Here is a 15,497-nt window from a genome sequence, read left to right as displayed (position 1 = left end):
GGCGACTCCAGGTGGCGGGGCCGACAATACCGTCAGCGGTAATAGCTGCAGCGGTTTGAAAACGGCGCGTGGCGGTGGCAGTGTCTTCTTGGTACAGGCCGGTCACCGGGCCGGGGTAGTAGCCCAGGAGCATGAGCATGGATTGCAGCTCGCGCACCGACTCGCCCTGGCTACCCAGTTGGATGGTGGGCCGCACGATGCGGCCGCCGCTGACGGTTGGAACAGCGGGTTGGCTAGTCGGCGTGGCCTCTTCGGCTGGGGCCTGAGCCTGGGCAGACAGATCAAAGCCGCCGCCCACCATGGCGATAGCCATAGCCATTCCCCAAAGCCCAGGACTGGCCCAGCCTTGGGCAGCCCGTTGTGTGAAGGGGGAGGCGCAGAACATAGACTTGACTCCAGACGGGGTAACGATAATCGGCAGGCGCTTGACAGCAAGCATTATAGGATTGCCATCCAGAAATAAGCTACTGCACTCCTTAAAATTCACTGTTAAGATTCACCCTCATAAAGCTTATCGCTAGGGTTCAGCAGACTCTACAATTCACCCGAGTAAAGGCGCACTGAAACATGGTTCAGCGGAGCATGCCGCCGAGATTAATGCCAGGCTCGCTGCCAGACCGACTGGGGGCAGCGCTGGAGGCTACTGTGATCAGCGATCGCTGGGTTACCTGCTACCGGGGTGCCACAGCCGGTACCGAAGGAGGCTGGCAGGGGGGATTGCTGCACGTTGCTCGCGCCTGTACCCAAGGTGATGCGCTTGGCCCAGAGCGCTGGCGAACCCACTTTCAAACGCTGCCCGACCCGGCGGCAGTCCTGATCAACGCCCTACCCTACCTGTGGCTGCAGGCCGATGCCCACGGCCACCACTCGGCTGCGGTGGCTGGCTGGATCGCTGATTTGGGGCAATGGCGCAGCCTCACCGGAGGGGAATCGCTTGCGACGATGGCGGCCTGTAAGGATCTGTTTAGCCTCGTCTGTCAGGAAATGAAGACGACTGGAGCAGGGGTCGGGCGGAGCAATGTCGCGGCCACACCTTTGGCTAACGACCCAGACGGCGAAGATGTGCTTCTAGGGCCAATCCTACAGCTGGTGGCCCAGAGCCAGGGCGAGTTTGCACTGGTGCTGGGTGCGGCCTGCCAACGCGGCTGGGCTGCGACCGAAGTGGCTCTAGCGGGGCTAGTAGTGGGGCTGATTCAGGGACGAGCCGGGGTGGGGGCCAGCCTGCGTCAGCGCTGGCTGCTGGAGTACTCAGGGGCGGGGCAAGATGCATGGCAAGGCCTGACGGCCAGTGACCTGGCGGCGATCGCAACGGGCTTGCATGATCGCTGGGCCGGGGGACATGCCAGCGATCGCCTGGAGCGGCTCTCTTTCTCTTGGGGAATCAGGGTTTAGGGTAAAGGGTACAGGCGTTGACCAAGACCGCCGCCTATAATAGCGTTTGAGAGGCTCCGGTCGGGCTGGCGACCCTAGCGCATGGGGGCGGAAGGGGTATCTCAAACCGCTCGTGGCTAACTATTCAGCGTGGCTGGCCCTTGATTCGGGGTTTTCCAGCCTTTGCCCACCCCTCTAACTGTCTTAATCTATGAAGGCAATTCAGGAATTTGTGGCTGCGGTTGAGCGCTGGTGGACTGTAGAGAAACAGGCCATAAAGCCGGTTGCTCCCCGCCCTACGCTAGTGCCCCGATCGCCTTCTCTAGAGCCCGGACAGGCCAATGGAAGACCGATCGCATCTAGCCCAGCCCAGACGAGGCCGTTGCGCAGGGGGCGTCCGCAACCCTGCCGCCCCCTACGGCGGCGCAAAAATATTCGCCATCCCCGGTTGGCCTTTGTGGTAACCACCCTGAGCCTGACAGCCATTTTAGGGCAGCGCTTTTACAATCAGCCGGGCCTGCAGGTGGGCAGCGTGGCTCCCAACACCATTTTTGCCCCTGCCGATATTCGGGTAGAAGATAAAGAAACCACCGAAGAACGCCGCCGCGATGCTCGCAACGGTGCCCTCCAGGTTCTACGGGTAGAGCCCGCTACAGACGAGGCGGTGCTGCGATCGCTGAGTAGTCTATTGGCGGAGGTAGGCGACATTCGCCGCCAGGCCGGGAGTGTGCCCTTTGTCTCGACCAGCATCTTGTCAACCCAGGTGCAGGGTTACCTACGTCGCTCCGACGACGCGACCTGGCTAAAGCTGCGTAGCCTGATCGATCCTTTGGCCAAAGACAACGCCCGTAATGAGCGGATAGCGCTCGATACCCTACTGCGCAACCAGACCATTACCCCCGATCAGCAGTCTGCCCTGGGCGAACTCTGGACCTACGGTCAGCGCTCCAGCAGTCAAGATCTGGAGAATCTCCTGGACTCTGTGGAGCAGGCGCGTCAGGGGTACCAGCAGGCGATGGCCAACTTTACGCTGCTGGTTTCCCAGGCCGAAGGCCTTAGCGAATCGCCCCAGGTGCTCGATTTGTCCCTGCCAGACTGGGCCAACGCCCAGGTCGAAATTCGTAAAGCAGCGGAGCGCATGCTGGCCCAGGGCATTGCCTCCGGGCTGCCCCCCGACGTACTCGATCGCGCCGTCTACCTGCAGCTCAAAGATACGCTGCCTCGGCCCATCGAGCCCTTTTCGCGCCAGCTGCTGCTCTCTACCCTAGAGCCCAACCTGGTGGAAGACAGCGATCGCACTCGCCTGCAGGCCGATATGGCCGCAGAGGCGGTCAAGCCCGTCTTTGTGGAGGTGCAGCAGGGTGAGCTCATTGTTGCCGCTGGCGACACCATTACCCAGAGCCGGTTTGTGCTGCTAGACAGCTTTAACCTCAGCCAGCGCCGCTTTAACTACTGGGGGCTGGCCATGTTTGGGGGGCTGGTGGCCGGTGGAGTAGGTCTGTTTTTATTAATCGAGCGCTGGGTACCCCAACGACTCCGCCAGCAAGATTACCTGCTGTTGACGGCCATGGTGGTCAGCGCTGGGGTGATGAAAATGGTGGGAGTAGCAGCCTACGGCTTGCCTGCCATTGGGCTACTGGCAGGCAGTTTCTACGGCCCCGTGCTGGGAGGCACCGTGGTCGTGCTGGTGGCTGTACTGCTACCAATCGGCGCTACGGTAAGCGGTATTTCGTTTATGGCTGGGGCAGCGGGAGCCTTTGTATGCAGCCTGATGGCAGGCCGGATGCGATCGCGCGAAGAACTGGCCCTGTTGGGCGGTGGCGTAGGCCTCACCCAGGGCGTAGCCTATCTGCTGCTGACGCTGGTAGTCAGCCCGGTATCGCTGATTTCGGCCTGGTCGGGCATGCTGACCGGGGCAGCCCTCCAGGGCATTTACGGCGTGATTTCCAGCATTGTCGCCCTGGGCCTGAGCCCTTACCTGGAACATCTGTTTGATCTGGTCACCCCCATTCGCCTGGCGGAGTTGTCAAACCCCAACCGGCCTATGCTCAAACGGGTAGCATCAGAAGCGCCGGGTACTTTTCAGCACACGGTATTTGTGGCGAGTCTGGCGGAGGCCGCTGCCCGCGCCCTGGGCTGCAACGTGGAGCTAGTCCGGGCGGGAACGCTGTACCACGACATCGGCAAGATGCACGATCCCCAGGGCTTTATTGAAAACCAGATGGGTGGCCCCAACAAGCACGACGAACTCAACGACCCCTGGCTCAGCGCTGCGATCATTAAAAAGCACGTCACCGAGGGGATTGTGATGGCCCGCAAGTGCCGACTGCCCAAGGCCGTGCAGGCCTTCATTCCCGAGCACCAGGGCACTATGCAAATCAGCTACTTCTATCACCAAGCCCAGGAAATGGCTAAGGATGAACCGGCCCTGGCGGTTAAAGAAGCCGACTTTCGCTACGACGGCCCCATTCCCCAGTCGCCTGAAACCGGCATTGTCATGCTGGCCGACTCCTGCGAAGCGGCCCTGCGATCGCTGACCAATGCCACCCCCGATGAAGCCCTGGCCATGGTCAACCGTATTCTGCGCGCCCGCTGGAAAGATAATCAGCTGGTAGAATCAGGCCTCACCCGCGATCATATGGCTCTAATTGCCGAGATTTTTGTGCAGGTGTGGCAGCAGTACAACCACAAGCGCATCGCATACCCCAAAGCTGCGCTAGCACCGAAGATGGGCTGAAACAAGCTAGGACTCTGCGGCGCAAGTTTAGATATACTCTCCGGGGGGCTAGGGAGCAGGGGGGCTAGGGAGCCAGGCGAGCCGGAATGGTGGGCATATTTCAGCCGTTGAGTACTAGCCATCCTCAGCGCGAACGGTGTTTGCCTGGATGGCACCATTTAGCAACGCCACATTAATCAGCCGCTTCGCCAATTAAGATAGCCACTGGAAAGGTTGCCAGCAGGGTCGATAGGGGCGTGTCTTCGGTTGAGGTGACTGTTTCGCCGGTAATCCAGTTCTGCCAGTTTTGGACATGGCCGGGTAGGGTCAGGGTGGTATCGGCCCATACTTTGTCAATGGGGTAGTCACCGGGGGCCGTCAGCTGGGTCAAAAAGCGGGGGGCGATCGCTACCACCCACTGATTGCCCTGTTGCCGCGCAAAGGCCACCACGCTGTCCTCAGCGGTGCCTCGGGCAAAGAGAGGCTGGTAGTCGCCCTGCTCAAACAGCTCGGGGTGGGCCTGCCGCGCCGCTAGGCCGCAGTGGGTTACCCACAGTTTGATTCGCCCGTCGCGGCGGTACTCCAGCAGGTTTTGTAGCAGTCCGGGGCGATCGCCCTCGGCCCAGTGCTGTAGCTCGTGCAGCCAGTGGCGGCGCAGGTTGTAGTCGACTGGGCGGCGGTTGTCGGGGTCGACCACGCTAAAGTCCCACAGTTCCTGGCCCTGGTAAAGGTCGGGCACCCCTGGCAGCATCAGCTTGAGCACCACCTGGGCCAGCGAGTTGTAGATGCCGTAGTCGGCGATCCGCTGCTGAAAGGGGCGAAAGGCCTTGAGAAACGCGTTGCTGTCGCCGGGGGTCAGAATGGCGCGGGTAAAGGCCACAAAGCCATCTTCGTAGTCGGCATCGGGGCGCAGCCAGGCGGTGTGCACCTTGGCCTCGCGCACCGCTTTGACCACATAGTCGGCCATGCGATCGCTAAAGCTGGCCAGTTCGCTGTCATCGAAGGGGAAGGCCCCCACCAGGGTTTGGTAGAGAAAATACTCGTCGTTGGCGTCGGGCACCACGCGATCGCGCACCACTGTTTTGTGGCTGCCGTTGAGGCTGCGCCAGCTGTTCACCGCTGTCTCCCACTCCGTCGGCAGCTCAGACAGCACGTTGAGCCGCGCCCGTACGTCTTCGCTGCGCTTGGTGTCGTGGGTCGAGGTAGCGTTGATGGCATGGGGCCACTGCTGCTGCCGCTGCTGCTGCCGCTGGTGAAACTGCCGCACCGAGAGGCCAAAATGCCCTGGAGACCCGCCCACCTCATTCAGGCTGATAAAGCGGTTGTAGCTGTAGAACAGGGTGTCTTCTAAGCCTTTGGCCATCAGCGGGCCGGTGAACTGCTGCAGGCGCATGACAAAGTGCAGCCACTGGGCCTTTTCTTCCTCAGGTAAAGAGCCTTCGAAGTTGAGCGACAGGAATTTTTCGATCAGGTTCAGCTCGTTGACTAGCTGGGGAATGCGCTTACGGGCCGCTTCGATCGCCTCCTGCACGTAGGCTAAATCGCGCTCAGAAATCCCCTTTTCGTTGGCATAGGTGCAGTAGATCGGAAAAGCAATCAGCACCTCTTCAATGGCGGTGCGCAACCCATAGAGAGTCAGGTCGCGCCCGTAGCGGTACTGCTGACAGACCCGCTTGAGAAAGCGGGCCAGGTTGTTGATATCGCCCACAAGGTTAGTGTCGGCAATTAGCTGCTTTTTCTCCCGCACCAGTTCGGTGTAGGGCGTTGTTTCGCCGGTCAGCTGCTGGTAGATATGGCTAAACGAATCCTGGTTTTCCTGCTGGCAAAAAATGCCGTTGAGCTGAATTAGCGAGTCGTAGCCAGAAGTACCTTCGATGGGCCAGCCTGGCGGCAGCGTTTCTTCCAATTCCAGAATTTTTTCGACCACAATGTAAGAGTCGCCCAGGCGATCGCGCAGCCGCTCCAGGTAGCGAGTGGGGTCATACAGCCCGTCGATATGGTCAACTCTAACCCCGTTAAACTGCCCGCCCTTTATCATTTGGCAGATTAAGTCGTGGGTTTGATCAAAAACGTCTTCGTTATCGACCTTAAGACAAATTAGCTCGTTAACGGTAAAGAAGCGGCGGTAGTTTAGCTCCTCTGCCCCCACTTTCCAAAACGAGAGCCGGTAAAACTGTTCTGAAAGCAGCTCATCAAGCAGATCAAAGCTGCTGGGCTGGTCGGGCGTGCCGTTAAAAATGACCAGGTTTTGATCGATAAACTCGCGCACCTCATCGCTGTCTTGGTAGACATCCCACAGCAGCCCTTTGGCAAACTGGGCCTGGTCGCGGTACTCGCGCCCCTGCAAATCGACGATCGCATTTTTGACCAGGTAGAGAATGCCAGAAATTTTAATAAAGGTGCGATCGCGCTTGTCTAAATGCTGCGCCAGCCGCCCCGATTGGTAGCTCAAAAATCGGCCGTAGGACTCAACCCGCAGCGGAAACTGGAGGCCATAGTAGTTAACGCTGAGGCCCGACTCGTCGTAGCTGAGCTGAATTTCGCCTCGCTCCAGGCAGCGATCGTAAAAGTCTCCCAGCATGGGCGCGAGTACTTTACCACCCAGCTCTTCGGGGCCTTCCCACTCAATATCAAAAAAGTCAAAATAGGGAGAGTTGGGGCCGTACTCCATGACATCCATGAGGTAACGGTTTTGGCCATCGTAGGCCATATGGTTGGGCACAATATCTTGCAGCCAGCCCAGACCGTGGTGGTGCGCCGTATCAATCAGCGGCTGAAACGCCTCTTGCCCACCGAGTTCGGGGTTGAGCTGAGTGGGGTCGACCACATCGTAACCGTGGGTGCTGCCCCGACGCGCCTTAAAAATTGGCGACGCATAGATGTCTGAAATGCCCAAATTTTTGAGGTAATCGACAATACTCTGGGCCGCAGCAAAGCCAAACTCTGGGTTGAACTGAATGCGATAGGTGGCGGTGGGGATACGCATGGCGAGTTCCAAAAAAGGATGAAAGATTCAACAAACTAGAACCCTTGGTCGAGCGAGAAACACCCGCGTAGGCTACGCAGCTGAGTACAGCGTAAAGCTCAGAGAAGGCAGCTCTAGCGACTGCGCTTCAGTAATTTTTTCGGGGAGAGACGACCCCGACCCGTTCCACTCAGCAGCCGCTGAATCGAGCTTGAGCTGCCAGGTTTTTTGGGGCAGTTCAATATCAACCGTGGTAACAGCCTGCTTAAAGTTGATGAGGAACAGCAGTGGCCCATCGGCCATAGCGCGCTGGTAAACAATTACCTGCTGATCGCGATCGCTGGCTATATTTATATCTTTGGAACAGGACGGCATATTGAGTTTGAGCTGTCGCCTGAGTTCGAGCAGCCGCTGATAAAATTTCAGCAGAGTTTTGTGCTGCCCCTCTTGACGCAAATCCCAGTTCAATTTAGAGGCTTCGTAGGTGGCCACCTCGTGAGCCGGGGCCGGTTCACCAAAGCCGTGGGCCTCTCTAAATTCGCGTTTGCGGCCCTCAAAAACAGCCTCAATTAACTCCGGATCGCTGTGGTCAATAAAGTAGTTAAACGGCGCGACTTCGCCATATTCTTCGCCCATGAATAGCAGCGGAATGTAGGGAGACGTAATTAGCACCGCCGCCGTCAGCTTGAGGGCATCAAAGGGAATGAGCTTGGAAAGGCGATCGTTGCCCTTGGCATTGCCGATTTGATCGTGGTTTTGGGCGCAGACAATAAACTGGTGCGAGGGCAAATCGGTGGCATCGTTGCCGTGCCGCCGCCGCCGAAAGGGCGAAAACTTGCCGCTGTAGACAAAGCGATCGCGGATGGCCGTCGCCAGATCTTCGCAGGTGCCAAAGTCGTTGTAGTAGCCGTAGCGCTCGCCCGTAACCAGGGTGTGCAACGCGTGGTGAAAGTCGTCGCTCCACTGGGCTTGAAGGGCAAACCCACCCTGCTCCACCGGGCGAATAATGCGGGTGTCGTTGAGGTCGCTTTCGGCAGTTATATACAGGGGCTTGCCCAGTTGTTCCGATAGATCGGCGACCCGCTCGGCCATCTCAGCCAGCACATGCTTGGCGCTAAAGTCGTAGATGGCGTGAATGGCGTCGAGCCGCAGCCCGTCGACATGGAACTCGCGCAGCCAGTAAAGGGCGTTTTCGATGCAGTACTGGCGCACGCCGTCGCTCCAGGTGTCGTCGAAGTTGATGGCGTTGCCCCAGGGGGTGCTGTATTTGTCGGTGGTGTAGGGGCCAAAGCAGCCGGTGTAGTTGCCCTCTGGCCCAAAGTGGTTGTAGACCACATCTAAAATGACCGCCAACCCTTCCTGGTGGCAGGCATCGACTAGGCGCTTGAACCCCTCCGGGCCGCCGTAGGAGTTTTGGGTGGCGTAGGGAAACACGCCGTCGTAACCCCAGTTTCGCTCGCCCGGAAACTGCGACACGGGCAAAATTTCGATCGCGGTAATGCCCAGCGCCTTGAGGTCGGCCAGCTGCGCGATCGCGGCCTCAAAGGTGCCCTCGCTGGTAAACGTGCCGATGTGGACTTCGTAAATAACGTAGTCTGGCCAGGGAATATTTTTCCAGCCGTCATCGCTCCACTGGTAGCGACTGAGGTCAACCACCGCCGAGGGGCCATGCACCCCTTCTGGCTGATAAAAAGAAGCCGGATCGGGCCGCAGATCCTCAGACTGATTCACGCGGTAGAAATACTGCGTACCTTCGGCAATCTTTTCAACCGTAGTTGACCAGTAGCCATCCTCGCTTTTCTGCATCGAAACGGTATCTTTTTGAGGCGATCGCAGCTCTAGTTCAACCGAGTCTAGCTCAGGTCCCCAAAGTGTAAAACGACACTGACCACTGCCTTGTAAAATCGCTCCAACCTTGAGGTCTGTTGTCATGGGGAATAATCTTTTTTAGCGAGGTTAGCACCGCTGTCAAAAACACAGCATCACGCTTCGTTACCTTATCAGGGTCAGATTTATTCCCAATCTCCTTTTAGATAGATCCTAGTCTTCTGGATAGATTTAAATAAATCTCAATCTGCCTTAGGTTAGAAATTATTAACGGTAGAACCTGTATATCCCCATGCTCATGCAAAACCTCAGCTTTACGCTCCCAATCCGTAGGAGCATTGCAGTGCGATGCCCCTACGGGGTATCAGTTACACAGCGAGATCTTATAAGTCAGATTCGGTATTAAAACGTGCTGGATACACTGCTTTCTCCCCTAGACGACTGGTTGACTGGCGCAAAACCGCTCGCCTCCGATACGGCTGACTACCACTATCAGGGCCACTGCCCTCGCACTAGACAAGCGTACAGGCTGCCCCGCACGCCCCTGGCAAAGGCAGTAGTCCAACAGCTGATGGCGCAGCTCGAAGCCGTTCAGCCATGCGAGGACAGCAAGGGCAAAATGTACGGCGTGCTGCTGGTGCAAACCCCCACCGGGATCGGAGTGCTCAAAGCATTTTCGGGGCTGTGGCAGGCGCAGGCGCAGGTGCCCGGCTGGGTGCCGCCCATACCGGGGCGATCGCAGGTAGCCCTGCAAGAGGCCCACACCCTCGACCGGCTAGCAGCGATCAAAGACCGCCTGCTCACCTTACAGGCATTACCAGAACGGGAGACCTACAATCGCTGGCAGCAAGAGCAAGCCGAGGCCCGCCAGAGATTGAGCCAGCAGCACCGCGATCGCAAACAGGCTCGCGATCTTCAACGCCAAACCGCCGCCCGCACTCTGGCAGGAGAATCCCTCGCGGCTGCTCTAGCCGCCCTGGAGCAAGAGAGCCGGGGCGACAAGGCCGAGCTACGAAGCTTCAAGCAGCAGTGGCGCGATCGCCTCGCCCCTTTAGAAACCAAAATTCAGGCCGCCAATGCCGAAATCACCGCCCTCAAGCAGCGCCGACGCGATCTCTCGCGCCAGCTCCAGGCCGATATGCACGCCGCCTACAGCCTTACCAACTTCGCCGGAGAATCGGTCGCGATTCAATCGTTGGGCAACTTGCCCACGGGCACGGGCGACTGCTGCGCCCCCAAGCTGCTGCACACCGCCGCCGAGCACGGCCTCAAGCCCCTGGCTATGGCCGAGTTTTGGTGGGGTCCACCCCAGGGCGACAAACAAGCGGGCAAATTCTACGGGGCCTGCGCCGATCGCTGCCAGCCAATTATGGGGTTTCTGCTGTCGGGCTTGTCGGCCCAGGTGTTGGGCTCCACAGACATCCCGGTAGGGGCGCAGCATGCTGCGCCCCTACACATTGGAGGCATTCAACCAGGGCTTGAGGTTACTGTTCTGTACCAGGATCCCTGGATAATCGCAGTGGATAAGCCAGCCGGGCTGCTGTCAGTACCGGGGCGCTACCGCGATCGCGCCGACAGCGTTCTCTCCCGGCTGCGCCTGACGATGCCTCAGGATGCCTTTCTGCAACCCGTCCACCGCCTCGATCAAGACACCTCCGGAGTGCTGCTGCTGGCCCTCAATGCCGACACCCACCGGCAGCTCAGCCAGCAGTTCGCCCAGCGTCAGGTGCAAAAGACCTACCAGGCAGTCGTGGTAGGTCACATCTCCAAATCATCGGGCCTGATTGACCTGCCGCTATGGGGCGACCCCACCCAGCGACCCCGGCAGTGGGTGAACTGGCAGTACGGCAAACCCAGCCAAACCAAGTTTGACGTACTGCACCGCGAGGGAGAGCGAACCCGCATCGCCTTCTACCCGCTCACCGGGCGCACCCACCAGCTGCGGGTACATGCCGCCCATCCTCAGGGGTTGAATGCGCCGATTTGGGGCGATCGCCTCTACGGCCAGGGTCAACCGAGCGTTAGCGAAGCTATCCGAAGGAATCGCCTTTATCTCCACGCCCACACCCTACAGTTCACGCATCCCCACAGTCAGGCGGCGATCGCGCTCAACTCTCCTCTACCCTTTTAAGGGCCACTCACCGTTCAGCGCCGTTTACCGGGCCGACAGTGTCAGGGGTGCGTTGACGGTCAGGCTCAGATCGCGGCTGGGGTTAATCGCAATCACATCAACCTGGTTGCGCCCAAAGATTCTGCCGAGCGTGGCTCCGGTAGCGGTTCCGGCTAAGACCTCTAGGGCACCGACCCGTTGGTCGCCAGTGGTGCGAGCGATCGCAGCCGCTGCGCCCGAGCCCAGCACCGCGCCCGCCAGCGTCTCGCCAAAGGTGCCACCCTGACGAATCGTTTCGGTGGTGGTGATCGTCTGCGACGTGGCATTAATCGCCAGGCGCTGCCCGCCGGGTAGCACCAGTTCCTGGGCTACAAACTGAGAGCCATTGCCGCTAGGGCGCAGTTCCCCGACCACCTGGCTACCCACCGGAATCAGCACCCGCCCGGTGCTATCGGTTACGGCCTGAGCCACATTCAGGGTCAGCGCAGCGGTTTCGTCTGGAAGCACAACAACTTTGTCGCTCTGTTCGTAGGCCACGCTGAGCACGGTACCAGTAGGCACGCTAGGCTGAACAGCGGCCTGCTGCTGCCCAACAATGTAGGGAGAATTGATCGTGGCCACCTGATTTTGGCTGGCCAGAGCTTGATAGATGAAGGCCGCCACATCGGCCCGAGTCGCCGTTTGGTTAGGTCTCAACACCTGCACATCGGGGTAGTTAACCACTATGCGCCGTTCTGTAGCCGCCGCCAAGCTGGCCACCGCATACTCAGGAATTTGGGTAGCATCGCGGTAGACTTGAACACTGTTTTGGCTGCTGGCGGTGTAGTTTAGGCCGTTAGATAGAGAAACCAGCACCTGAGCCCGAGGAATATTTTGGTCGGGGCGGAACACATTGCCGGGGTAGCCCGACAAAAATCCCATCATATTGGCTTCACGAATGGCAGCGGCGGCCCAGTAATTGGCAGGCACATCGACAAAGGAGGTGGCGCTCTGCACCGATGACTGATTAAAGGCTTGACGAACCATTGCCGCATACTGGGCGCGGGTTACCGGTTCATCGGGCCGAAATGTACCGTCTGGGAACCCGGCAATGATATTTCTGGCGGCCAACGTAGTAATGAATTCACGCGCCCAGTAGGTTGAAGATACGTCAGTAAACTGGCTCTGAGTTTGGGTTTGGGCCACGACAGGCGCGGCTGTAATCACTGGTGCAACAGCACCTACGCTTAACCCAAGGGCCAGCAATAGGGCTGTTCCAGACTTGAAATGGAGAGAATTAGACATAGGAAAACTCCAAAGGCAAAAAAGATGTGGATGCAAGGCTGAGTAGATTGAGATTCACGATCGCGACCGGAAACCTCTAATAGGTTGATCTTCTATTTTCTAGGCCAAATTCTGTCGATCTAGGCTTGAAAAATGCCCAAACCTTTTAGCTCTTTAAAAAATAGGAAAACTGATTCAAAACCTGTCTGGCGCGTTCATGGGACAATTCAGTGGCCTTTTTGATCTTTCAATTAGATGCGACAACCATTTCTGCTTCGTCATCTTTAGATAATTTAGTGCTATTTCTGCTGTAGTTACTGAGCGACTTTCCGCTATTTCAACTGTCACATTGCAAAGCGTTGGTGCAGCGCTCAAGCTACTATTTTAGCCAAGACAGTAGACTGATTTTAATGCCCTAAAGTTCCAGCCTTTGGTGCAGTTCAGTCAAAAGTGTTTGATCAAGCCTGCTGTTTCTATCTAAAGGCTGAAATCTCTGCCATTCACCTTAAACCTGAGCAGCCTTAGAGGCCCAGGGCCGTTAGGCGCTTTACTCCAACGACGATTGCACTCTCATCTAGCTCGGTGTAGCTAAAGATAAACTCATGGCCGGGGCTGGGGCCGAGGTACTGAGGGCTGGCGGAGATCAGTCCGACACCAACCTGGGCGGCTTTGGCAATCAAATCGGCATCGGGGATTTGGGTCTGGAATCTTACCATCACGTGCAGTCCGGCATTTTCGCCCAGAATGGTGACGCGATCGCCGAAGTGCTGAGTCAGGGCGGTCACCAAAGCCTGTCGCCGCTGGTCGTAGATCGATCGCATACGGCGAATGTGCCGCTCTAAATGCCCAGCGGCGATAAAGTCGGCCAGCACAGCCTGCTCTAGGCCGGGTACCTGGCGATCGCTCAGCCACTTGGCTCGCCGAAACACCGGCACCAGAGCCGACGGCAGCACCATATAGCCCACCCGCAGCGATGGAAACAGCACCTTCGAAAAGGTGCCCACGTACAGCACCGACTGCCCATTCCCCAACCCCTGCAAGGCCGGGATGGGACGCCCCGTGTAGCGGTATTCGCTATCGTAGTCATCTTCAAAGATGAGGCTGCCGCGCTGCTGCGCCCAGGCCAACAACGCCAGCCGTCGGGGCAGCGACAGTACCGCCCCGGTCGGGAATTGATGGGACGGCGTGACGTAGACCAAGCGAATGGGGGCAGTGAGCTGAGTCAGCGCGTCTACATTCAGGCCCGACTCATCCACCGGAACTGGGTGCAGAATGGCCCCCTGGCTGGTAAAAACACTGCGGGCGCTGAGGTAGCTGGGTTCTTCGAGGGCGATCGCATCGCCCGCAGACACCAGCACCCGCGTGGCCAGATCGAGGGCCTGCTGAGTGCCGTTGGTGATCAAAATATGGTCGGGCTGGCAGTGAACGGCGCGGGCCTGGCTGAGGTGAGCGGCGATCGCGCAGCGCAGCGGCCAGTACCCCATGGGGTCGGTGGCATAGTCGAGCCAGTCGCCCTGCCGACAGTGGCGCGAAAGCAGCTGCCGCCACAGCGCCAGCGGGAACTGATCGAGGGCCGGGCGACCGTAGCGAAAGCTAATGGGGGCATCGGGTTCAGGCGTAGGGCGATCGGCAAAATCGACCAGGCGGCGACCGTAGACCGAGAGAGATACCGGCGGTGACGGTAGGGCTGAGGCCACCTCTAGACCAGGGGTGTGCAGCAGATCGTCAGGCAGTTGGTCGCACACATACGTGCCTGAGCCGACCACGGTTTGCAGATAGCCCTCGCTGAGCAACTGGTCGTAGCTTTGGGTCACAGTGGCGCGAGAAACACCCAGACTACTGGCCAGCGCCCGAGTAGAGGGCAGTCGCTGCTGTGCCGACAGCCGCCCAGCCAGAATGGCCTGCCGCAGCGCCTCGTAGATCTGCTGGTAGTAGGGAACCGGGCTGTGAGAATCGAGGGCTAGGGCAAAGTCCATGGGCACGAGGGATGGGGGGATGGCCAAAGTGGACTGGTTAGATTGATTAAAATTGGCTCTTGTAGCCAGCCAGTACTCTGTCTATGCTAAGTCCCATCAGACTTTTCGCAGTAACGGATTACGGCCATGAAGGCTCTATCTCCTGTAACCTTCCGGGCGAGCCCGCCCTCAGAAGATGCGGCGATCGCTCAGCATTTTTATGCGATGTGGCGCGATTTGGGCATTTCAGCCGATGGCATTCAGCCCGAGTGGTTGGCCATTAGCCTCGACTTTATTGCCACAGCGCGTGAAACCCTTAATTACCAAGCCTTTGTAGCCACAGCGGATGGGACGATCGTCGGCTCTGCCAGTGGGCAACGCTTCAGTGGTCTGTACCCACTGATTTTGTCGGCCAGCCAGCGCCAGTATGGCTACATCTGGGGCGTCTATGTAGAACCGGCCTACCGCAAACAAGGCATTGCTACCCGACTAATGCAGCTGATAGTGGAGCATCTGACCGGCCTGGGCTGTACGAAGGTGGTGCTGAATGCGGCCCCCCAGGCGCGATCGTTCTACACCAGTCTGGGCTTTAGCGACAGCAACTTGATGGAGCTGGATTTGACGGTTAATTTAATCAGGGAGAATCACTAAATGTCTTTTGAACTGGCTTTAGAATCGCCCCAGCTTACCGACTACCTGCGACCATCAGCGGTGGTCGATTGTGACCATCCAGCTGTTGCTGCTCAAGCTCAGTCACTCGTGGAAGAGGCGGCATCTACCGTTGATCAAGCGCGGATTCTCTACGAGTGGGTGCGGGATGCGATCGCCCACACCTGCGACATTCAGGCCGAACCTGTAGCCTGCACTGCCTCTGAAGTGCTGCACCACGGCCACGGATTCTGCTTTGCCAAAGCGCACCTGCTCGCCGCCCTGCTGCGTAGCTGCGGCATCCCCACGGGGTTTTGCTACCAGCGCTTAGTCTTCGACGATGCTGACCCCACTCTTCACACCCTGCACGGGCTCAATGCCGTTTATATAAAGGCGTTAGATCGCTGGATTCGGCTCGATGCTCGGGGCAACAAGCCCGGCGTGCAGGCGGAGTTTGGCTGTCATGGCGCAGGACCAGACTCCGTCGATCGCGAACGGCTAGCCTTCCCAATTCGTCCTCACCTCGGCGAAATCGACTATCCCACCATCTTTACCCAACCCCATCCAGCGGTGATAAGGGCACTGCAAACCCACCTCACCGCCGCCGCCCTGATTGCCCACTTACCCAACACCCTCTAGGAG

The 15,497-nt window shown here is 58.5% G+C and carries 10 protein-coding genes; 5 read left to right on the top strand and 5 right to left on the bottom strand.

Going from position 1 to position 15,497, the window contains the following annotated elements; genetic code table 11:
* On the bottom strand, positions 1 to 439 hold a 439-nt coding region (locus tag IQ273_RS20430), incomplete at its 3' end, for a peptidoglycan-binding protein (RefSeq protein WP_194025006.1).
* Positions 440 to 567: 128 nt separating this feature from the next.
* On the opposite strand from IQ273_RS20430, the gene IQ273_RS20425 reads away from it, so the two are divergent.
* A complete protein-coding gene (locus IQ273_RS20425; protein WP_194025005.1) occupies positions 568 to 1,392 on the top strand; it encodes a hypothetical protein in 825 nt (274 codons plus the stop codon).
* 190 nt (positions 1,393 to 1,582) lie between these two features.
* On the top strand, positions 1,583 to 4,108 hold the full coding sequence (locus tag IQ273_RS20420) for an HD family phosphohydrolase (protein WP_194025004.1): 2,526 nt from the start codon (positions 1,583 to 1,585) through the stop codon (positions 4,106 to 4,108).
* Positions 4,109 to 4,280: 172 nt separating this feature from the next.
* Here IQ273_RS20420 and treY read toward each other — a convergent pair whose 3' ends face one another.
* Positions 4,281 to 7,073 (bottom strand): malto-oligosyltrehalose synthase, encoded by a 2,793-nt coding sequence (treY, locus tag IQ273_RS20415; protein WP_194025003.1) that lies wholly within the window; start codon positions 7,071 to 7,073, stop codon positions 4,281 to 4,283.
* A 72-nt stretch (positions 7,074 to 7,145) separates the two neighbouring features.
* Positions 7,146 to 8,984, bottom strand: a complete 1,839-nt coding sequence (gene treZ / locus IQ273_RS20410) for a malto-oligosyltrehalose trehalohydrolase (RefSeq protein ID WP_194025002.1) — start codon at positions 8,982 to 8,984, stop codon at positions 7,146 to 7,148.
* Positions 8,985 to 9,288: 304 nt separating this feature from the next.
* Here treZ and IQ273_RS20405 point away from each other — a divergent pair, with 304 nt between their 5' ends.
* The gene (locus IQ273_RS20405) at positions 9,289 to 11,010 is read left to right on the top strand and encodes a pseudouridine synthase (RefSeq protein ID WP_313898182.1); all 1,722 of its coding nucleotides are present in this window, start codon (positions 9,289 to 9,291) and stop codon (positions 11,008 to 11,010) included.
* 24 nt (positions 11,011 to 11,034) lie between these two features.
* Here IQ273_RS20405 and IQ273_RS20400 read toward each other — a convergent pair whose 3' ends face one another.
* Entirely contained in the window at positions 11,035 to 12,273 is a 1,239-nt protein-coding gene (locus IQ273_RS20400; RefSeq protein WP_194025001.1) for an S-layer homology domain-containing protein, read from the bottom strand.
* Between the two features lie 500 nt (positions 12,274 to 12,773).
* Positions 12,774 to 14,228, bottom strand: a complete 1,455-nt coding sequence (locus tag IQ273_RS20395; protein WP_194025000.1) for a PLP-dependent aminotransferase family protein — start codon at positions 14,226 to 14,228, stop codon at positions 12,774 to 12,776.
* A gap of 126 nt (positions 14,229 to 14,354) precedes the next feature.
* Here IQ273_RS20395 and IQ273_RS20390 point away from each other — a divergent pair, with 126 nt between their 5' ends.
* Together IQ273_RS20390 and IQ273_RS20385 are read left to right on the top strand one after the other, a co-directional pair.
* Positions 14,355 to 14,858, top strand: coding sequence for a GNAT family N-acetyltransferase (locus tag IQ273_RS20390; protein ID WP_194024999.1), 504 nt, complete (start codon positions 14,355 to 14,357; stop codon positions 14,856 to 14,858).
* Positions 14,859 to 15,494, top strand: coding sequence for a transglutaminase family protein (locus tag IQ273_RS20385; protein ID WP_194024998.1), 636 nt, complete (start codon positions 14,859 to 14,861; stop codon positions 15,492 to 15,494). It abuts the gene before it with no gap.
* Positions 15,495 to 15,497: the final 3 nt, after the last annotated feature.

Origin of the sequence: Nodosilinea sp. LEGE 07298 (assembly GCF_015207265.1) — a bacterium.
Taxonomy (GTDB): Bacteria; Cyanobacteriota; Cyanobacteriia; order Phormidesmidales; family Phormidesmidaceae; genus Nodosilinea.
Note: the sequence above shows the minus strand (reverse complement) of the source record. Positions and strands in the feature narration are given on the sequence as shown.

Bases quoted from the DNA above. Each gene is read 5' to 3' on its own strand.
- IQ273_RS20390 (WP_194024999.1), top strand. From the start codon at position 14,355: ATGAAGGCTCTATCTCCTGTAACCTTCCGGGCGAGCCCGCCCTCAGAA.
- IQ273_RS20420 (WP_194025004.1), top strand. From the start codon at position 1,583: ATGAAGGCAATTCAGGAATTTGTGGCTGCGGTTGAGCGCTGGTGGACT.
- treY (WP_194025003.1), bottom strand. From the start codon at position 7,073: ATGCGTATCCCCACCGCCACCTATCGCATTCAGTTCAACCCAGAGTTT.
- treZ (WP_194025002.1), bottom strand. From the start codon at position 8,984: ATGACAACAGACCTCAAGGTTGGAGCGATTTTACAAGGCAGTGGTCAG.
- IQ273_RS20400 (WP_194025001.1), bottom strand. From the start codon at position 12,273: ATGTCTAATTCTCTCCATTTCAAGTCTGGAACAGCCCTATTGCTGGCC.
- IQ273_RS20385 (WP_194024998.1), top strand. From the start codon at position 14,859: ATGTCTTTTGAACTGGCTTTAGAATCGCCCCAGCTTACCGACTACCTG.
- IQ273_RS20395 (WP_194025000.1), bottom strand. From the start codon at position 14,228: ATGGACTTTGCCCTAGCCCTCGATTCTCACAGCCCGGTTCCCTACTAC.
- IQ273_RS20425 (WP_194025005.1), top strand. From the start codon at position 568: ATGGTTCAGCGGAGCATGCCGCCGAGATTAATGCCAGGCTCGCTGCCA.